Here is an 18,744-nt window from a genome sequence, read left to right as displayed (position 1 = left end):
AGGAAACTTCATGCTCATAGGACTCTGCGGCCGCCCTGGCTCCGGCCAGGACCGCATCACGAACTACCTGGCCTGCGGGAGCCGCGCCTTCCACGTCATCACCTTCGACGCCCCGCTGCGCCACATGATCCAGGCCTGTGCGGGCATCCGTGAGACGTACTTCAGCGCGGCAAAATTCCATGACGTCATCCCGGCGCTCGGCAAGTCACCGGCCCAGTTGCTGTACACGCTTCGGGAATCCTGGATCCGTTCGGCGATGGATCCGGATGTGCTGGTCGGGTACTTCGCGCAAACGCTGGCCCGGCACGACGGCCACGATGTTGTGGTTCCCGATGTGTCCACACAAGCAGAGGCTGCGTTCATACAGGCGCGCGGTGGACGGTTGATCCGGGTCGTTTCGCGGCGCGGGCCGGGGGCTGCCCCGTCGATCAAGCCTGCATGGATTGATCTGGAACTGCAGGCGGACGAAGAGTCGGATCGGCTGTATGCGCAAATTGATGCGATCGTGGGCGAGGACGTTCAGGTGGGTTGACGGGTTGCGCGCCGGCCAGTGCTCAAGGTTCGGCACATCGTGCGCGATGGCAACCAGCAAACAATATTTGCATCATGGTTAGCTGCAATGGCTAACATGAAGATGCACACGATCGCGTTCACCAGGCATTCGGCCCGGCCGCCCAAGCCATGCCGGGGAATGTCCGGGAATGCCCATCGAGGAGGTGCCTTGCCATGATCCATATTCAGTTCATCGAACGCGACGGCCGCCCCGAGTTTGCGGTAGTGCCTATTGAATTGTGGGAGCGCATCAAGCATCGGGTCGAGGACCCGATGCTTGATGCACTGCCAGGCCAGGCGAAGGGCCAGGACAACGGCTTTCGGATCCCTGCCGCCATCCTGGACGCCGAACTCGCCGGGGACAACCCGGTCAAGGCCTGGCGGGAATATCGCCGCATGACCCAGGATGCGCTGGCGGCAGCGGCAGGCCTTAGCAAGCCCTACCTTAGCCAGATAGAGAACCGCAAACGCGATGGCAGCCCCGAGGTTTTCCAGAGCCTGGCGGCGGCGCTGCGCGTCCCGCTCGACGTATTGGTGGGACAGCCGGAAAAATAGCGCGACATCCGATGTCCAGGCGGCGTATCGGACGCCGCCCGCCATCCCACCATCGCGCGGACAGAACAGCCCCTAAAACAGCAGTAGCGCACTGCTCAGAGAGACAACCATGGATTCGATACCGCAACGCAACGTACACGTCGTGCCTCATGGCGACGGTTGGGACATCATCCACGAGGGGGCAAAGGGGGAAAGAGCACACTTCCTCACTCAGGAGGAAGCGGTGCAAGCCGCGACGGTGATTGCACAGCGCGAGAAGGTGGAACTCCTGGTGCACGGCCAGGATGGCCAGATCCGTACGCGCGCCAGCTACGGGCGAGACCCCAGGAGCATAAGGGGCTGATCATGCTCAGGCGGCTGGCGTGCCGGGACCCGGCGCGCCAGCCTGCCCCATGGAATCGCCGCCAGCGGAATCAGAGCACCTTCTTCATCGAGGGAGCCGGATGGAGGACATAGCTCTCGCGCTCATAGAACGGAATGGCCTCCGGGCGGGCGTCGAGAAACACCGCAGTCATGCCGCGCGCACGCGCGTCGGCTTCCGCATATGCCATCAGGGCGTGACCGGCGCCAGTTCCGCGCGCTTGCGCATCGACCACAAGGTCATCGACGTGCAGGTGTGCTCCGCGCGCGAACGTATGGACGGGCCGCATCCCCATCACGCCGACAAGCTTGCCGCCTTGAAAGGCGCCAACAAGCTCGTAGCCAGAATGCGATTGCCGGCGCACCCGGCGCAGGAACTCGGCTTCATCCAGCGAGCGCAATTGCATGATGATGGGGAAAGCTTGCTCCCATTGCGCTGGGGAAAGCCTTCGGACATCCAGGCTGGCGCTGTGATTTTCAGTCATCGTTTCGTTCCTTGCGCATTGCCGAAATCGCGATTCTGGCACAGGCGTTAGCAGCCGGCATCCAACTTGCACGGCGAAGTCACCCGCTGTCACGCAAAGCCTTGGCGCACCCCCTCTACGGCGGGGTACTGAAACTGGTGCGACGCACCACAATCAATAGCGGCGACAGATTGCCCCTTTGCCTTCTCCCGAGCGTGCAGGCAACCACCTTGCCGCCGCCCCCCTTTTTTCACCCAACCGGGATGCAGCATGAGAATGACTCCGATTCTTGCTCTGATGTTGGTGCCGGGCGCGGTTCATGCCCAACTCACGGCATACAAAGCTTCCGGATCTGCTGGCTACGGTGGCTACGGTGGCTATGCCGCCGCCTCGCAGCAGCACGGCGGCACGGCCTACGGCTCAGCACAAGGCCAGGGCAATTCGCTCTCTGGCGTCAACGGCGCCATTACGCAGCGCTATAGCAATGCCACTTCAGGGCATCAGCGGGACGAGTTGACCGCTGCGCAGACTGCGGGAGCCTCGCGAGACTACGGCGGCGGCGCAAGCAAAACCTCGTTGAATCCGTCGACAGCCCGCGCTCAGCCGGGCAAATGAACGAGCGCGACGCCACCGTGCTGAGACCATGAGCGTCCCATTTTCCTGAGTACCCAAAACGATACACGGCTGCGGCAAACGGCTGCGGCAAGCTCAAGCGGCATGTCCGCCCGGTTCTCAGGCACATGGACCTGAGTGCCGTCTCATCCCAGGACTTTCCGCGCGAGTCCGGCTTGCGCTTGGGCACAAACAAAGCGTTAGCGTCCACGCTGACGATACGGGGATTCCCCGTTGGACCAAAGTCCAATAGCCCGGGAACCTCACTGCAAGTACCATGTGTTCAGGGCCATTCCACAAGCGGCGAAGCCGGTGGCTTGGCGATCTGCTGCCGTCTGCCAGGGAGCCGACGCGAAGTGAATCGCCCATGCACGACAGCGCCGCGATGCCAGCAACAACGACCGCCTTGCGGTTGTTTGCGGAGAATCAAAATGCACAAGAAAACTGTCTGTTGTGCAGCGGCGCCCTCCAACAGCGTTGGAAGACGTACCGTGCTGAAGACTGCGCTTGGCGTGGCAGCCGTTGGGCTGGCGGCAAGCATGGGGGACGCCGAATCCGCCTATGCGGTGGCGCTATCGAAGCCCGAGCGAGACAAACTGACCCCGGACCAGATCATCGAGAGCTTCAAGCAAGGCAATAGACGTTTCCGCTTGGGGAAGATGCGGTCCCACGATTATCTGGCACAAAAAAGAGTGACTGCCGGCGGGCAGTATCCAGCGGCGGTGATCTTGAGTTGCATTGACTCCCGGGCCCCGGCCGAGATCATCCTTGACACGGGAATTGGAGACACGTTCAACGCGCGTATCGCGGGCAATATCGCCAACGAGGATCTCATTGGAAGCCTGGAGTTCGCCTGCGCGGCGGCTGGCGCTAAAGTCATATTGGTGATGGGGCACACAGGATGCGGCGCCATCAAGGGCGCGATCGATCACGTTGAACTGGGAAGCCTGACCGGTCTCCTGGCCAGGATCAGACCGGCAGTGGACGAAACGCAGTACGCCGGCGACAGAAGCAGCAAGAATGATGAATTTGTCGATGCGGTGGCAAAAACCAATGTCCGGCGCACGATCGACGCAATACGAAATGGGAGTAGCGTGCTGGCCTCGATGGAGAAAGATGGAAAATTGAAAATCGTTGGCGCGATGTACCACTTGAACGGTGGGGCTGTCGAATTCCTCGCCTGAGAAGAGCACTGTATATCCATACAGTTAACTCAACTATCCGCGCTTGGCCTACGATGACTCTTATACTGGATATCCATACAGTACAAACGAGAAAGACATGTTCGCCTGCGATCTGGAAACCGTCTTCCTGTACCGCCGCGCAGCCGATGCGGTCGCCGTGCCCTTTCCTTGCGCGCGCATCACGGTGGACGATCCGCTGCTGATGGCCGACACGTGGAATCCTGAGGCAGAAGCGGCAGCGCAGGCCAGCAGCGCCACGCTTACCCTGAACGGCATCGATACGGCAGCAATCATGGCACTGCCATGGACAATCGACCGCCTGGCGTTCCATTACCAAGGCGCCTGGCTAAGCTTCCAGCTTGCCTGCAGCATCCAGTTCACAGGTCCTCGCTCGATTTGCCTGCGCACCCGCGGCGAGCGCCACTACGCCACCCGCCAGGAGACGGCATGCGCCCTGTAAAGTAGCCATACCGTGCGCCGCCATGCCACCCGACACACCAGAGACATGGGCCCGGGCGCTACGCCACGCCGTTCGCGGCGGCATGCCGGATCACTACGGCGAGATCTATCGCATGCAGTTCTACCTGCTCGGCCCCAACGGCGAGCCGGTGAAGGAGTCGCGCATGCAGACGCACCAGGAATTCCTGACGGGCAGGTTCAAGCGGTTCGTCCTGCGCACCGACCTGATCGAGCAGAGCGCCCGCGTCTGGACCTGCTTTTGCCCATGGTCGGAAATGATGGATCCGCCGGTCTTCCTGACCCACCTGAGCGCGCCCGGCGTCGACAAGATTTTCACCTCGCCAACGTGGCAAGATGCGCAGGACAAACACCGGCGCGTCTCGGACAAGGCGCGGCGGGTGCTGCCGCTCACGCCCTTGCCGGGCTCTCCATGACGAAGAAACCGGACTTGACCATGGCGCGATACACGACTGGGTCTGCGCCGAGCGCAGGCTGAAGACCAGGCCGGGGCGCGCCATGCGCGCGCTACTGTACCAACGGTGTGTCCGAACCGTCGAGATCCACGCCCTCGATCACCGCCTGCCCTGCCAGCAGGCACAGGTATTGCCGCAGCGCGGTGACATAGGCTTGCTGGCGCAGTTGCAGCGCCACGGCCGGGCGCACTGTCTCGAACGGTTGTACTTCGCCACTCTCACGCGCGCACACCTCCACCACGTGCAGGCCAAAGCGGCTGTGCACCAGCCGCGGCAGCACCCCGACTTCCTGATGGCCGAACAGCTCGCGGGCGAACTCCGGCGCGCAATCGCTCGCCTCCAGCCAGCCCAGTTCGCCGCCCTGGGCGCCGCTGGGGCAGTTTGAAAACTCCCCGGCCGCGCGCGCAAAGTGTTCGCTCGCGGATGCCGGGTCGTCGTGGCAGCGCACTGCCACCAGCATGCGTTCGGCGCGCTGGCGCAGTGCATTGACATCCAGGCCGGGCGTCACGGCAAACAGGATGTGACGGGCCTGCACGCGCTCGCCGCGGCTATAGCGGGCGAGATTGGCCGCGTGATGGCGCCGGCATGCCTCTTCGCCCGGCTCGGGTATCCGCAGCTCGTTTTCCAGCAAGGTTTCGATTGCCGTGCTGGCGGCCTCGCTGATCACGCCGTCGGTTGCGCCGGCATCGGCTGGATCGAGCAGCCCGGCACGCTGGGCGGCCTGGCGCAGCAGCTCGGTGCAAGCGCGCTGGCGCAGGGCTTCCAGCGCCAGCGTTTCATCGTCGGCGTGCAGGGCCTGGCCGTTGACGGACGCGGCGCGGGTAGATACGGAATGACGCATGGCGCGCTCCTCAGTGCGATTGTTCGGGCTGCGCACGCTTGGCGCGCTCGTGGCCCGCCGGCAGGTTCAGGCGGCGGCTGCGCACCACCTGGTAAGGACGGAACAGGTAGGTCACCGAGGCAAAGCCGCTCCAGACATGGACCAGGCGGGTGAAGGGAAACACGAGGAACACTGTCATGCCCAGCACCATGTGCAGCTTGAACACCCAGCCCACCCCCTGCATCAACGCCGGCGCGCCGCCTCGCAGCGTCACGATGCGCTGCGCCCATTCGGCCAGCACCAGCATCATGCTGCCGTCCAGGTGTTGCCCGGACAGCGGTATGGTGCCCAGCCCCAGCGCCAGTTGCACCCACAGCAGCCAGAGGATGGCGATATCTCCGGGCCGCGAGGTGGCGCGAATACGCGGGTCACCCAGGCGGCGATGCAGCAACAGGCTCACCCCGATGAAGCCAAGCACGCCGGCCATGCCGCCCGAGATCATTGCCAGGAGCTGCTTGGCGCCGGCGCTGATGAAATGGCCGTAGACCGCATGGGGCGTGAGCATGCCGAACAGGTGCCCGAAGAACAGGAACAGCACGCCGACGTGGAACAGGTTGCTGGCCCAGCGTAACTGCCCGGAGCGCAGCATCTGCGAGGAATCGCTCTTCCAGGTGTACTGGTCCCGGTCGAAGCGGATCAGGCTCCCGACCAGGAATACGACCAGGCAGATGTACGGATAGAGGCCGAAGAAGAAGGTGTCGAGGGCGGCAGTCATGATCGCGCTCCGGTGACGGGTCCGTCGCGGCGGACGAAATGGATAGACTGGGGCTCGCCGGGCTTGCTCTGGCCATGCGTGGCACAGCCATCGAAGGCAGGCGGCTCGGCCCAGGCCGCGTCGAGCGATTCCTCGGGCGGCAGCCGTACCGGCTCGACGCGCTCGCCCGCCAGTTCCAGCACGGCGGCGATTGCCGCGTGATACGGGCTGTGGCGCTCGGCCAGCGCGGTATGCACGGCATTGAGGATGTGCGCCATCTCGGCCAGGAACTCGCGCGCGGTCTGTGCGGGCTGCGTGGCGGCGAACTCCAGCACTACCGGCAGATAGTCGGGCAGTTCGCCCGGCCCCAGGAACAGGCCGGCGGCCTCATAGGTCTGCAGCAAATCCACCAGCGCCTGGCCGCGCTCGCGCGAGTCGCCATGCACATGCTCGAACAGGTGCAGCGCGGTGGCGCGGCCGCGGTCGAAGGTGTCGACATAGCGCGCCTCGAGTTCATAGGGGTCGCGCCGCTGCATGCCGTCAACCAGCGCCAGCAGGCTGTCCCGCCCGGCATCGCTGAGCGTGCGGCTCGCCGCCACCAGATCCCGCATCGGCGCCAGGCAAGCACGCAACTCCTCCCCGGGATAGGCCAGCAGCCGGGCCAGCACCAGGCAAATTCGCGCATCGAATGGTTTCATGGCAGCGTCCTTTACAGTGTCGCCTTGATCGGAATGGTCCGCCGCTTCTTGCCGCCGAACAGGCTGGTCTCGCTGGTGCCGTCCGAGCAACCGTTGCCGAACGAGAAGCCACAGCCGCCGCGCAGGTCGAAGGCGTCCTCCGCATACTCCCGGTGCGCCGTGGGGATGACGAAGCGATCCTCGTAGTTGGCGATCGCCATCACCTGGTACATCTGCTCGACCTGCGCCACGCTCAGCCCGGCCTGCTGCAGCGCAGCCAGGTTCTGGCGCCCTTCCACGTGCTTGTCGCGCTGGTACGCGCGCATGGCCAGCATCCGCTCCAGCGCACGCACCACGGGTGTGGTGTCGCCGGCGGTGAGCAGGTTGGCGAGATACTTGACCGGGATGCGCAACTGCTTCACGTCGGGAATCTCGCCATTGATGCCGACTTCGCCGGCGTTGGCCGCGGCCGTGATGGGCGAGAGCGGCGGCACGTACCAGACCATCGGCAAGGTGCGGTACTCCGGGTGCAGCGGCAGCGCCACCTTCCAGTCCACCGCCATCTGGTAGACCGGGCTGCGGCGCGCCCCCTCCAGCCATGACTCGGGCACGCCGTCCGCCCGGGCCTGGTCAATGACTTTGGGGTCATTGGGGTCGAGGAAGATGTCGAGCTGCGCCTGGTAGAGATCGCGGTCATGCTCCACGCTGGCCGCCTCCTGGATGCGGTCCGCATCGTAGAGCAGCACGCCGAGGTAGCGGATGCGGCCTACGCAGGTTTCCGAGCAGACGGTCGGCTGGCCGGCTTCGATGCGCGGGTAGCAGAAGATGCACTTCTCCGCCTTGCCGCTCTGCCAGTTGTAGTAGATCTTCTTGTAGGGGCAGCCGGACACGCACATGCGCCAGCCGCGGCACTTGTCCTGGTCGATCAGCACGATGCCGTCCTCTTCCCGCTTGTAGATCGAACCGGACGGGCAACTGGCCACGCAGGTGGGGTTCAGGCAGTGCTCGCACAGGCGCGGCAGGTACATCATGAAGGTGTTCTCGAACTGCCCGTAGATCTCCTTCTGGATGTCGTCGAAGTTGCGGTCCCTGGAGCGCTTGGCAAACTCGCCGCCCAGGATCTCCTCCCAGTTCGGCCCCCATTCGATCTTTTCCATGCGCTTGCCGGTGATCAGGCTGCGCGGGCGCGCGGTGGGGGCCGTACGGGACTCGGGCGCGGACTGCAGGTGGTCGTAGTCGAACGTAAACGGCTCGTAGTAATCGTCGATCTGCGGCAGGTTGGGATTGGAGAAGATGCGCATCAGCAGCTTCCACTTGCCGCCCTGGCGGGGCTCGATGCGGCCGTCGGCCTTGCGCACCCAGCCACCGTTCCAGCGCTCCTGGTTTTCCCATTCCTTGGGGTAGCCAATGCCGGGCTTGGTCTCCACGTTGTTGAACCAGGCGTACTCCATGCCGGGGCGGTTGGTCCAGACGTTCTTGCAGGTCACCGAGCAGGTATGGCAACCGATGCACTTGTCCAGGTTGAGAACCATGCCGATCTGTGCGCGGACTTTCATCGTCGGTCTCCTTCTTCTCAGGCGGCGCCGGGGGCGTCGGCGTTGGCGGGCTCGTCGAGCCAATCGACCCGGTTCATCTTGCGCACCACCACGAACTCGTCGCGATTGGTGCCGATGGTCCCGTAGTAATTGAAGCCGTAGCTGTATTGCGCGTAGCCGCCGATCATATGGGTGGGCTTGAGCACCACGCGCGTGACCGAGTTATGGATGCCGCCGCGCAGGCCGGTGATCTCCGAACCGGGCGTGTTGATGATCTTTTCCTGCGCGTGGTACATCATCACCATGCCCGGCTTGATGCGCTGGCTCACCACGGCGCGCGCGGCGATGGCGCCGTTGGCGTTGAAGAGCTCGACCCAGTCGTTATCGACGATGCCGGCCCGCCCCGCATCGTCTTCCGACAGCCAGATCACCGGCCCGCCGCGATTGAGCGTGAGCATGATCAGGTTGTCGGTGTAGGTTGAATGAATGCCCCATTTCTGGTGCGGCGTGATGAAGTTCAGCGCAATCTCCGGGTGGCCATTGGGCTTCTTGCCCAGCATCTCGTCGACGTTCTTCAGGTTGATCGGCGGGCGGTAGCTGACGAAGCCTTCGCCGAAATCGCGCATCCACGGATGGTCCTGGTAGAACTGCTGCCGCCCGCTCAGCGTGCGCCACGGGATCAGTTCGTGCACATTGGTATAGCCGGCGTTGTAGCTCACCTTTTCGCTCTCCAGCCCGCTCCAGGTCGGCGAGGAGATGATCTTGCGCGGCTGTGCCTGGATATCGCGAAAGCGGATCTTCTCGTCCTCGCGGTGCAGCGCCAGGTGGGCATGCTCGCGCCCGGTGATGCGGCTGAGCGCCTGCCATGCCTTGACCGCCACGTGGCCGTTGGTTTCAGGCGCCAGCATCATCACCACTTCGGCCGCGTCGATATCCGTGTCGATGCGCGGCAAGCCCTGGCTGACGCCCGCCTCGCTGACCGTGCCATTGAGTTCCCCGAGTGCGTGCACCTCGCTTTGCGTGTCCCAGCCGATCCCCTTGCCGCCATTGCCGATGCGCGTCATCAGGGGCCCGAGCGCGGTGAAGCGCCGATAGGTGTTGGGATAATCGCGCTCCACCACGTTGATCTGCGGCGCGGTCTGGCCGGGCACCAGGTCGCACTCGCCCTTCTTCCAGTCCCGCACGCCAAAGGGCTGCGCCAGTTCGGCGGGGGTGTCGTGCATCAGCGGGGTGAGCACCACTTCCTTCTCCACCCCGAGATGGCCCGCGCAGACCTTGCTGAAGGTCTTGGCGAAGCCCTTGTAGATCTCCCAGTCGCTGCGCGCCTGCCAGGCCGGATCAACGGCGGTGGAGAGCGGATGGATAAACGGATGCATGTCGCTGGTGTTGAGATCGTTCTTCTCGTACCAGGTCGCCGTGGGCAGCACGATGTCGGAGTACATGCAGGTGGTGCTCATGCGGAAGTCGAGCGTGACCAGCAGGTCCAGCTTGCCCTCGGGCGCCTGCTCATGCCAGCGTACTTCCTCGGGCTTGGCATGGTCGGGACCGAGATCCTTGCCCTGCACGCCGTGGCTGGTACCCAGCAGGTGCTTGAGGAAATATTCGTGCCCCTTGCCCGAGGAGCCGAGCAGGTTGGAGCGCCACACGAACATATTGCGCGGCCAGTTGGCCGGGTGGTCGGGATCCTCGCAGCTCAGCTTCAGCGAGCCGTCCTTGAGGGACTGGGCCACATAGTCCCGCGTGTCCATCCCGCGCGCCTGCGCGTCGCGCTGCACCTGCAGCGGATTGGTCTGCAGTTGCGGCGCCGATGGCAGCCAGCCCATGCGCTCCGCGCGCACGTTGTAGTCGATCATCGAGCCGCTGTAGCGCGCCGGATCGGCCAGCGGCGAGAGGATCTCGTCCACGCCGAGTTTCTCGTAGCGCCACTGGTCGGTATGGGCATAGAAGAAACTGGTCGAGTTCATCTGGCGCGGCGGGCGGATCCAGTCCAGCGCGAAGGCCAGCGCGGTCCAGCCGGTCTGCGGCCGCAGTTTCTCCTGGCCCACATAGTGCGCCCAGCCGCCGCCGCTCTGGCCGATGCAGCCGCACAGCATCAGCATATTGATGATGCCGCGGTAGTTCATGTCGCAGTGGTACCAGTGGTTCATCGCCGCGCCGATGATCACCATGGACTTGCCCCGGGTCTTGTCGGCGTTGTCGGCGAACTGCCGCGCCACCGCGATGACCTGCTGGCGCGCCACGCCGGTGATGCGTTCTTGCCAGGCAGGTGTGTAGGGGACCTCGTCGTCGTAGCCTCCGGTGGCGGCACCGCCCTGCTGTTCGCCCGGCAGCCCGCGCGCCACGCCGTAGTTGGCCGCCAGCAGGTCGAACACCGTGGCCACCAGTGTCTCGCGCTGCCCGCCTGCTTCCTGCAACGCCAGGCGCGCCGCTGGCACGCGCCGCACGATCACGTCGCCGGCGGTCTTGCTCGACGTGAAGTGCGGCGTGTCGATGCCGCCGAAGTACGGGAAGCCGACATCGACGATGTCATGCGGCTGGGCGCCATCCTCCACCACCGACAGCTTGAGCTTCACGGCTTCGCCCTGCCTTGCCTCCTTGCTCTCCAGGTTCCATTTGCCGGCGTCGGGCCTGCCGTCCGGCCCCCAGCGAAAACCGATCGAGCCGTGCGGCAAGGCGACCTTGCCCTGCTCGTCGAATCCGACCGTTTTCCATTCGGGATGGTTCGCCTGCCCCAGTGCATCGGGGAAATCGCTGGCGCGCACATAGCGATCGGGCACCAGGGTCTTGCTGCCGTCGGGCAGCGTGTGTTCCTTGAGCGCGACCAGCAACGGCAGGTCCGTATACCGGCGCGCATAGTCGTCGAAATAGGCGCTGCGCCGCTCGAAGTAGAACTCCTTGAGGATGACGTGGCCCATCGCCATCGCCAGCGCCGCATCGGTGCCCTGCTTCGGGTGCAGCCACAGGTCGGCCAGCTTGGAAACCTCCGCGTAGTCCGGGGTCACGGCTACCACCTTGGCGCCTTTGTAGCGCACCTCGGTAAAGAAATGGGCGTCCGGCGTACGTGTCTGCGGCACGTTGGAGCCCCACGCGATCAGGAAGGTGGAGTTGTACCAGTCCGCGCTTTCCGGCACATCGGTCTGTTCGCCCCAGGTCTGCGGGCTGGCGGGCGGCAGGTCACAGTACCAGTCGTAGAAACTCATGCAGACCCCGCCGATCAGGCTGAGATAGCGGCTGCCCGCGGCGTAGCTCACCATGCTCATGGCCGGGATGGGCGAGAAGCCGATCACGCGGTCCGGGCCGTGCTTCTTGATGGTGTACACGTTGGCCGCGGCGATCAGCTCGTTGACCTCGTCCCAGCTGCTGCGCACGAAGCCGCCCAGCCCGCGCTGCTGCTGATACTCGCGGCGCGCGGCATCGTCTTCGACCACGGCCGCCCAGGCATCCACCGGACTCTTGGCCACGGCCCGCGCCGAGCGCCAGTGCTTGAGCAAGCGCCCCCGCACCATCGGGTACTTGACCCGGTTGGCGCTGTAAAGGTACCAGGAGTAGCTCGCGCCGCGCGCGCAGCCGCGCGGCTCGTGGTTCGGCAGGTCGGCGCGCGTGCGGGGGTAATCGGTCTGCTGGGTTTCCCAGGTCACGATGCCGCCTTTCACGTAGATCTTCCACGAGCACGAGCCGGTGCAGTTGGTGCCATGGGTGGAGCGCACGATCTTGTCGTGCTGCCAGCGGTTGCGGTAGGCGTCTTCCCAGGTGCGGTCCTCGCCCGTGGTCTGGCCGTGGCCGTCGGAGAAACTCTCGCGCGGCTGGCTGAAGTAAGTGAGGCGATCGAGAAAATGGCTCATTGCGGGGCTCCGGTATCGTTTGTGCGCATCGCGCTCGTGCTCAGCACGGCATCTCGGCGCCGCGGCGCCCGTAATACCACCAGGTGACCACCACGCAAAGCAGATAGAAGACGATGAAGATCCACAGCGCGGCCTCCGGGCCGCCGGTCGCGGCGATGGCGGTGCCATAGCTCTTGGGGATGAAAAAGCCGCCGTAGGCACCCAGCGCCCCGGCGAAGCCCAGCGCGGCTGCCCCTTCGGTATTGCCGTCCTTGATCGCCCGGGCCTGCGCCTCGTCGCCGGCGCCCTCCACCTCGCGCAGCTTCTGATTGAGGAAGATCACCGGGATCATGCGGAAGGTCGAGCCATTGCCGATGCCCGTGGTCAGGAACAGCACCAGGAACATCAGGAAGAAGCCGGTAAAGCTGCCTTGCGCCGGACCCGCGGAGAGTGCATAGCCGCCCGCGCCCTTGGGCAGGAAATACAACACCCCGACCACGGCCAGCGCCATCACCACGAAATTCCACAGCGTGACGGACGCGCCGCCGAGCCGGTCGGCCAGCCAGCCGCCGACGGGCCGGATCAGCGCGCCGAGCAGCGGCCCCAGCCAGGCATACGCCAGCGGGTTGACGTCGGGAAACTGGCTCTTGATCAGCAGCGGGAACCCCGCGGCAAAGCCGATGAACGAACCGAAGGTGCCAAGGTAGAGCAAGCACATCAGCCAGTTGTGCTTGCGCTTGAAGATGGCCGCCTGCGCGGCGAACGAGGCCCGCGCGTCGGCAATGTCGTTCATGAAGAACCAGGCCGCCACCGACGCCAGCGCGATCCAGGGAATCCAGAGATAGGCGGCGTTCTGCGCCCACACCTGGCTCACCTGGCCGGTCTTGCCGACGATCGTCTGCGGATCGCCGCCAAAGATGCCGAGGATGCCCACAGTGACGATCAGCGGGCTAAGGAACTGCACCACCGAGACGCCAAGATTGCCCAGCCCCGCATTCACGCCCAGCGCCGAGCCCTTGTGCTCCTTGGGAAAGAAGAAGCTGATATTGGCCATGCTGGAGCTGAAGTTGCCGCCGCCCAGGCCGCACAGCAACGCCAGCAGCAACATGGTGGGATAGCTGGTGGTCGGATCCTGCACCGCAATGCCGATCCCGATGGCGGGAATCAACAAAGACGCCGTGGAGATCGCAGTCCAGCGGCGCCCGCCGAACAGGGGCACCATGAAGGAATAGAAGATGCGCAGCGTCGCGCCCGATAACGCAGGCGCGGCCGCCAGCCAGAAGAGCTGGTTGGTCGAGTACCTGAAGCCGAGCTGCGGCAGGTTGACGGCCACCACGCTCCACAATTGCCAGATCGCAAATGCCAGGAACAGCGCGGGCACCGATATCCACAGATTCAGCTTGGCGATCGCCTCGCCCTCGCGCTCCCAGAATGCGCGGTCTTCGGGGGTCCAGATGGTCAGCACCCGGCCACCGCCGGACGGCTTCGGTGTGTCTGCTACGGTTCGGCTCATTTCAGTCTCCAGGCGCGCTCAGGACTGCGCCGCGTTGCCGGCACGCACCCCGTGCGGGCCCATCATCTCGGTGCGGCGCACCTCGGTGAAATACAGCGAGCCGGTCAGCACGAGCATGGCTGCCGGCAGGCCGAACGCCGGGGCGTTGAGTCCCAGCGCCCTCTCCTGCGACAGCGCCGTGCCGATCGCTCCCCCGGTCTCTTGCTGAGTTCCAATCTAGGCGCCCTGTGCAAGGCGCAACATCCCTCGACCGGGCAGGCCGGCATGTCCGGAAGGAGGATGGTTTCGAGCAACCAGACGCCCGGGCATAGTTCGAAAGAACGATGCCGGATCCGGTTCAGGCGCTGCCGCGCCCGGCGAGGAAGACGGCCGCCTGGACCCGTGAACTGAGGTTGAGCTTGCGCAGGATATGCTGGACGTGGACTTTCACCGTCGTCTCGGCGATGCCCAGCTGGCGCGCGATGGCCTTGTTGCTCAAGCCGCTGGCGATGCCGTGCAGGATCTCCAGTTCGCGCGGCGACAACACGGCAAGCGGATCGGCGGGTGCGGGCGGCGCGCAGGCACCTTCCCGACTGCCATGCGCGGCATGGAACGCGGCGACCAGCTTGCCGGTCATCTCGGGACTGATGGCAGACTGCCCTTTGCGGATCTGGTGGATGGCCGCGACCAGGGCAGCGCCCTCGATGTTCTTGAGCACATAGCCGGCGGCACCCGCCTTGAGTGCCGCGCTCAGGTCGTGCTCGTCCTCGCTGACCGTCAGCATCAGCACGCGCGCGCGCGGCGCGGCCTCCCTGAGCCCGGGCAGCGCATCGATCCCCGTCACACCGGGCAGATGGTTGTCGAGCAGGATGACATCCGGCTGCAAGGCCTGGGCGCGATGCTGGGCCTCGCCTGCGTCGCCGGCCTCGCCAACCACCTGCAGCGCCGGTTCCTGCGCCAGCAAGGCGATCAGCCCGCGGCGGAACAAGGTATGGTCGTCCACGACCAGGAGGCGGACCGGATCAGCGGCGGGCATCGGTTTCTCCTCTCTCGTCAGTGGCTCTGCACGGTGCTGGCCATCCGGGCGGGCCGGGACGACGCTTCGCGCAGCGCGGGCCGGCGCGGCGGCAACGTCAGCGTCACCCGCGTGCCGTGGCCGTTGCCCGAGGTCAGCGTTACCGTGGCGCCGATGCGCTGCGCGCGCTCGTGCATGATGCGCAAGCCCACGTGCAACTGGGCGGACGCCGGCGGTTGCGCAACGTTGAAGCCAAGGCCATCGTCACGCACCTCGAAACGCCACACCTCAGCCTGGCGCACGTCGATCCAGACCTGTGTCGCATGCGCATGCTTGCGTATGTTGGACAGCGCCTCCTGAATGACGTGCAGTACCTGAACCTGCACGTCGGGCATCAGGGGCACATCATGTCCTTCCATGCGCAGATGCGTGCGCAAGCCAGTCTGGTGCTCGAATTTCTGCAGCGTGGTACGCAGCGCGGGCTCGATGTCTTCGTGGTTGGTACGCGTGCGGAAATGCACCAGCAGTTCGCGCACGTCGTTATAGGTCTCGTGCACGCCGGTCTCGATCTCTGCGAGCACCTTGTCAAGCGCCGGCGCGTCACGGCGGCCAAGTGCGGTCCTCATCAACTCCACCTGGATCCGCAGAAAAGCCAGCGACTGGGCGATCGAGTCGTGGAGTTCCTGTGCCAGCAAGCCCCTCTCCTGAGCCACCGTGGCTTCTTTCTCCAGTGCTCCCGCGCGCAGCCCCTCCATCGCGCTGGCAAGGTGAGCTGCAAGGGCTTCGAGCAGGGAGCGGTCCTCAGCCGTCAGCGAGGTTTCCTCGAGAAAGAACAGATCGATTTCGCCAAGCACCCGCTGCTGAAGTTTTACCGGCAGGCAAACCAGTGTCCGGTAACCGGCCCGCGCGCATCGGATCGATGGATCGTCTGTTATCCCCCGGATGGGGATAACCCGCAGTTGCGCGGTGGCGCCGGCCTGAGCGCAATGGCAAGCCCCCGGGTGCAGGCAGCGCTCCTGCTCAAACATCACCTGCGGCAGGCAGTCGCCCGCCAGCAAAAGATAGCGCTGGTTGGCGGCATCGGACCAGCGGATCGCAACGGCATCGGCATGGGCAATCGCGCGAACCTTGCGCGCAAATCCTTTTGCAAGCTCGTCGAGCGTAGCCGCCTGCGCGATTTGCCCGCTCATCTCATACAAGGCGGCAAGGCGCATGCGCTCGCGTTCCAGCCGTGCGGTCTTTTCATTGACGCGTTGCTCGAGGTCGCCATACAACGCTTCCAGTTTTGCGGCCATGTGATTGAAGCCCTCAGCCAGTTCGCCAAACTCGTCCTGGGAGGTCACGGCCACGCGCGCGCCAAGGTCCGCGGTCTCGATGCGCTGCAAACCGCGCCGCAGACGCGTCAAGGGCTCAAAGACGATCAGATAGCCGGCATAGAGGAGCGTCACTGCGCTGGCAATGACAAGGGCCACCATGGCGAGCTGGAACATATGCAACCGTGCCGTCCACCGGGAGAGCTGCAGCTCGATGCCGGATACCAGCGCGTCGACGGCTGCCGCGAAACGGTCCAGCTCGCCCGCCGGGGCAGGCGCACCCGATAGCCAGTGCGCGCGAAGCGAGGCCCAGCCTTGTTGAACCGTGGCGAACTGCGCACGGGTCTCGGCGTTCCAGGGAACAAAGAGTGGGCGCGAAGGATCGCCGCTCGCCAATAGCGCCAGGCCCTGGTCAGACTCGTGCAACTGGGATGTCACCGTATCCGTGGTTGCGCCCCGCTCCATGGCCAGCGCGAGCCGATAGCCCTGCATGCGCATGCGGCCAGCTTCGTTGACGGCTGCCGCTCCGCCTTCGATCTGCCAGGTGACCCAGAGCGTGAGGCCGATCGAAGTCAGGGCAAGGCACAGTACCGCGGCACCGATCGCCAGCAGTTTGGTCAACAGACTCCAGCCCGGACGGTGCATCGCGTGACTCCAGGTTGCGCGTTCCGCATGCCGCTATGCCGGAACCCGATCACTGCATGCTGCGTTGCACGATTCCTGCCGCCACCGGCATTGACCGTCTCTGCCGGCGATCGGTCGGCAACGCAGTATCCGTGCGCACAAAGAGGCACTTGATCGCGCCGGTGTTTCACTCGGATCTACGTGAGCGCCGCCAACGGATATGCGTCCCCCCAATGGAACTGAATATATCCAAGACCGCGTAGCGATGTTTGATTCATCGCAAACCTGGTGCTTGCCAATTCCGAAGATCTGCAATAAAGAGGCGTATTTTTCCCGATTTTTTTCGATCCTGGCGAGCGTTCATGGAAATGCCTTCCGGCTACGCTTTTCCCTGCCAGGATCGGAATGTCCGGTTTCCCTTCGACCGGCATGCCGAGGCGGCAGCCCGCCGCGGGCCATGGTGCGGTGCAGGCAGCGAACGGCGCGCAACAGTTGCAGGCCGAGCCAGACGTTGGCCGCCGCAAACAGCACGCCACCAGGCAAAGCCAACCATCGCGGCGCCAGCGGCAGCGCCAGCAGCAGGACATAGGCCAGCAACAGCAAGTTGGCTTGCCAGCGCTGCTGGCCTGGCGAAATCATCGTCTGCATGGCAGGAATCCGGGCTGGCAATGGCAACCGGCGGCGCAAATGCATCCAGATCAGGAAAGGCACGATCTTGCCGATCATCGCGGTTACCGGCAATACCCCGCATCCGACCAGCACGGCGATGCCGATCCACCAGGGTATCGCGATGGAGACAGGCAGGGCGATGGCCGCGAGCGACAATGCCACCGCGCCGATGGCGCTCACGCAGGCGGCGGCCCACAGCCGCCAGCACGGATCATGGCGGCGTCGCGCACGCAGTACGCCACCCAGTCCATACGCCGCGAGGGCCCCCAACAACAATAGAAGCGGCGCTGCGCCAGCACCGGAAAATTGCGGCGCGTCGATCACGGCGCCGCTATAGGCCAGCAGCAACAACCAGATTCCCCAAGGCAGGAAGCGCTCCAGCGCGGCAGGCAGGCGCCCGGTCTGCCAGAACATGGGCACCACCGTGGTCGCGACGCCGGTAACGAGCGTGGCAATCCAGCCCACCAGCCCCCAGGCGACATGCAGTCGCAGCAATGGGCCCGGCGCCAGTTGCCACCGCCCGCCCAGTACGCCGGCTAGCGCCGCGCCGGTCGCAGCCGTTGCAATCAGCGCGGCGCCTATGCCTGCCAGTGTTCGCGTGGTTGCATCCACGGCAACTATGCGTGCGCCCGCCCGCAGCAATGCCAGGCCGACCAGTCCCAGGAAAGGCGCCCCAAGGACCATTGCCACGCGAAAACCGAGTGGCCGGCCGGCAAGGAAGCCTCCGGCCAGCCCGAGCGCCGTGGCCCCGCCGAGCAACGCGACCAAGCGAGCCAATGCATCGGACCCGCGTACGCGCACCCCGGCGACCACCGGCATCATCTGGAACAGTGCCCCCACCATGACGGGAACCAGCATCCCCAGCGCAAGGAGATGGACTACCGCCAGCACCGTCGGGGAGAAGCGCAACGGCAGGCCGTCGGAGGGACCGAACGCCAGCAGCAATCCCGCGGTAGCGCCAAGCCATGGCGCCGGCAGCAGGCAGCCAAGGACTACGGATGGCCGGGGTGCGTTCTCGTATGTCAGGTGCGCAGCCCTCATGCTGGCTGCCATGCGACAAGGCGCTGCCGGCGCAGGCGAGGTGGCGCACCGGCGTCCTTGTGGATTTCGGAAGGGGAAAGTCGGGTCGGCATCTTGTCAATCTCCGCATGCAGGGCAGCAGGGTTGCAGCATTCATCTCGAACTCACGTTCGTCCTGGCGTAGACACACTAGACGCCAAATGCGCGCGTCGTCATTGATCGCGGCAAAGGGTTGTACAACTGGAGAAGCCACCCATGAACCGGCGGCGCACGTTTTTGCGCTATCTCAACAGTGCGTGCTCTGCGTCAGGCGATACTTGAAAGTCGGCAGCAGGCGATTGAAGA

General features: G+C 64.9%; 17 protein-coding genes. 7 read left to right on the top strand and 10 right to left on the bottom strand.

Translation table 11 applies throughout. The features are described 5' to 3' along the window. The first annotated feature begins 10 nt into the window (after nt 1-10). The 3 genes from AC1RWI_RS12735 (at nt 11) to AC1RWI_RS12725 (ending at nt 1,450) form a co-directional block, all read left to right on the top strand. The gene (locus AC1RWI_RS12735; protein WP_492866750.1) at nt 11-532 is read left to right on the top strand and encodes a hypothetical protein; all 522 of its coding nucleotides are present in this window, start codon (nt 11-13) and stop codon (nt 530-532) included. A gap of 194 nt (nt 533-726) precedes the next feature. Then, a complete protein-coding gene (locus tag AC1RWI_RS12730; RefSeq protein WP_492866748.1) occupies nt 727-1,107 on the top strand; it encodes a helix-turn-helix domain-containing protein in 381 nt (126 codons plus the stop codon). Between the two features lie 109 nt (nt 1,108-1,216). Further along, nucleotides 1,217-1,450 (top strand): DUF2188 domain-containing protein, encoded by a 234-nt coding sequence (locus tag AC1RWI_RS12725; RefSeq protein WP_043345901.1) that lies wholly within the window; start codon nt 1,217-1,219, stop codon nt 1,448-1,450. A 70-nt stretch (nt 1,451-1,520) separates the two neighbouring features. Here AC1RWI_RS12725 and AC1RWI_RS12720 read toward each other — a convergent pair whose 3' ends face one another. Then, entirely contained in the window at nt 1,521-1,952 is a 432-nt protein-coding gene (locus AC1RWI_RS12720; RefSeq protein ID WP_492866746.1) for a GNAT family N-acetyltransferase, read from the bottom strand. Between the two features lie 255 nt (nt 1,953-2,207). Between AC1RWI_RS12720 and AC1RWI_RS12715 the strand changes: the two genes are divergently transcribed. The 4 genes from AC1RWI_RS12715 to AC1RWI_RS12700 all read left to right on the top strand — a co-directional run bounded on the left by AC1RWI_RS12715 (nt 2,208) and on the right by AC1RWI_RS12700 (nt 4,620). Further along, on the top strand, nt 2,208-2,546 hold the full coding sequence (locus tag AC1RWI_RS12715; RefSeq protein WP_144409793.1) for a hypothetical protein: 339 nt from the start codon (nt 2,208-2,210) through the stop codon (nt 2,544-2,546). 428 nt (nt 2,547-2,974) lie between these two features. Continuing rightward, the gene (locus tag AC1RWI_RS12710) at nt 2,975-3,727 is read left to right on the top strand and encodes a carbonic anhydrase family protein (RefSeq protein WP_492866744.1); all 753 of its coding nucleotides are present in this window, start codon (nt 2,975-2,977) and stop codon (nt 3,725-3,727) included. Between the two features lie 97 nt (nt 3,728-3,824). Continuing rightward, nucleotides 3,825-4,187, top strand: coding sequence for a hypothetical protein (locus AC1RWI_RS12705; RefSeq protein ID WP_492866742.1), 363 nt, complete (start codon nt 3,825-3,827; stop codon nt 4,185-4,187). Nucleotides 4,188-4,269: 82 nt separating this feature from the next. Further along, nucleotides 4,270-4,620 (top strand): hypothetical protein, encoded by a 351-nt coding sequence (locus AC1RWI_RS12700; RefSeq protein WP_043345887.1) that lies wholly within the window; start codon nt 4,270-4,272, stop codon nt 4,618-4,620. A 91-nt stretch (nt 4,621-4,711) separates the two neighbouring features. Here the strand turns inward: AC1RWI_RS12700 and AC1RWI_RS12695 are convergent, their stop codons facing one another. From AC1RWI_RS12695 to AC1RWI_RS12655, 9 genes are all read right to left on the bottom strand, one after another. Beyond that, complete coding sequence (locus tag AC1RWI_RS12695; RefSeq protein ID WP_043345886.1) at nt 4,712-5,500, bottom strand: peptidylprolyl isomerase; 789 nt, start codon at nt 5,498-5,500, stop codon at nt 4,712-4,714. A gap of 10 nt (nt 5,501-5,510) precedes the next feature. Further along, nucleotides 5,511-6,254, bottom strand: coding sequence for a respiratory nitrate reductase subunit gamma (gene narI, locus AC1RWI_RS12690; protein ID WP_492866740.1), 744 nt, complete (start codon nt 6,252-6,254; stop codon nt 5,511-5,513). Then, complete coding sequence (gene narJ / locus AC1RWI_RS12685) at nt 6,251-6,931, bottom strand: nitrate reductase molybdenum cofactor assembly chaperone (RefSeq protein WP_492866738.1); 681 nt, start codon at nt 6,929-6,931, stop codon at nt 6,251-6,253. Before narJ ends, narI begins: the two co-directional genes overlap by 4 nt. A gap of 11 nt (nt 6,932-6,942) precedes the next feature. Beyond that, on the bottom strand, nt 6,943-8,466 hold the full coding sequence (gene narH, locus AC1RWI_RS12680) for a nitrate reductase subunit beta (protein WP_043345879.1): 1,524 nt from the start codon (nt 8,464-8,466) through the stop codon (nt 6,943-6,945). A gap of 17 nt (nt 8,467-8,483) precedes the next feature. Beyond that, complete coding sequence (locus tag AC1RWI_RS12675; RefSeq protein WP_492866736.1) at nt 8,484-12,287, bottom strand: nitrate reductase subunit alpha; 3,804 nt, start codon at nt 12,285-12,287, stop codon at nt 8,484-8,486. Between the two features lie 40 nt (nt 12,288-12,327). Then, nucleotides 12,328-13,779 (bottom strand): NarK family nitrate/nitrite MFS transporter, encoded by a 1,452-nt coding sequence (locus AC1RWI_RS12670; protein ID WP_492866734.1) that lies wholly within the window; start codon nt 13,777-13,779, stop codon nt 12,328-12,330. Between the two features lie 337 nt (nt 13,780-14,116). Next, nucleotides 14,117-14,794, bottom strand: coding sequence for a response regulator (locus tag AC1RWI_RS12665; protein WP_492866732.1), 678 nt, complete (start codon nt 14,792-14,794; stop codon nt 14,117-14,119). Between the two features lie 17 nt (nt 14,795-14,811). Then, the gene (locus AC1RWI_RS12660) at nt 14,812-16,707 is read right to left on the bottom strand and encodes a type IV pili methyl-accepting chemotaxis transducer N-terminal domain-containing protein (protein ID WP_492866730.1); all 1,896 of its coding nucleotides are present in this window, start codon (nt 16,705-16,707) and stop codon (nt 14,812-14,814) included. Nucleotides 16,708-17,070: 363 nt separating this feature from the next. Beyond that, entirely contained in the window at nt 17,071-18,420 is a 1,350-nt protein-coding gene (locus AC1RWI_RS12655) for a hypothetical protein (RefSeq protein WP_492866728.1), read from the bottom strand. Nucleotides 18,421-18,744: the final 324 nt, after the last annotated feature.

The organism is Cupriavidus sp. MPR-AND1C, assembly GCF_058809705.1.
The sequence above is the reverse complement of the archived record's forward strand: the minus strand, read 5'-3'. Positions and strand labels throughout refer to the sequence as shown.

Coding starts and splice junctions, on each gene's coding strand:
- AC1RWI_RS12735 (WP_492866750.1), top strand. CDS start 11: ATGCTCATAGGACTCTGCGGCCGCCCTGGCTCCGGCCAGGACCGCATC.
- AC1RWI_RS12720 (WP_492866746.1), bottom strand. CDS start 1,952: ATGACTGAAAATCACAGCGCCAGCCTGGATGTCCGAAGGCTTTCCCCA.
- AC1RWI_RS12670 (WP_492866734.1), bottom strand. CDS start 13,779: ATGAGCCGAACCGTAGCAGACACACCGAAGCCGTCCGGCGGTGGCCGG.
- AC1RWI_RS12715 (WP_144409793.1), top strand. CDS start 2,208: ATGACTCCGATTCTTGCTCTGATGTTGGTGCCGGGCGCGGTTCATGCC.
- AC1RWI_RS12655 (WP_492866728.1), bottom strand. CDS start 18,420: ATGAGGGCTGCGCACCTGACATACGAGAACGCACCCCGGCCATCCGTA.
- AC1RWI_RS12695 (WP_043345886.1), bottom strand. CDS start 5,500: ATGCGTCATTCCGTATCTACCCGCGCCGCGTCCGTCAACGGCCAGGCC.
- AC1RWI_RS12710 (WP_492866744.1), top strand. CDS start 2,975: ATGCACAAGAAAACTGTCTGTTGTGCAGCGGCGCCCTCCAACAGCGTT.
- narI (WP_492866740.1), bottom strand. CDS start 6,254: ATGACTGCCGCCCTCGACACCTTCTTCTTCGGCCTCTATCCGTACATC.
- AC1RWI_RS12725 (WP_043345901.1), top strand. CDS start 1,217: ATGGATTCGATACCGCAACGCAACGTACACGTCGTGCCTCATGGCGAC.
- AC1RWI_RS12700 (WP_043345887.1), top strand. CDS start 4,270: ATGCCGGATCACTACGGCGAGATCTATCGCATGCAGTTCTACCTGCTC.
- narJ (WP_492866738.1), bottom strand. CDS start 6,931: ATGAAACCATTCGATGCGCGAATTTGCCTGGTGCTGGCCCGGCTGCTG.
- AC1RWI_RS12665 (WP_492866732.1), bottom strand. CDS start 14,794: ATGCCCGCCGCTGATCCGGTCCGCCTCCTGGTCGTGGACGACCATACC.
- narH (WP_043345879.1), bottom strand. CDS start 8,466: ATGAAAGTCCGCGCACAGATCGGCATGGTTCTCAACCTGGACAAGTGC.
- AC1RWI_RS12675 (WP_492866736.1), bottom strand. CDS start 12,287: ATGAGCCATTTTCTCGATCGCCTCACTTACTTCAGCCAGCCGCGCGAG.
- AC1RWI_RS12705 (WP_492866742.1), top strand. CDS start 3,825: ATGTTCGCCTGCGATCTGGAAACCGTCTTCCTGTACCGCCGCGCAGCC.
- AC1RWI_RS12730 (WP_492866748.1), top strand. CDS start 727: ATGATCCATATTCAGTTCATCGAACGCGACGGCCGCCCCGAGTTTGCG.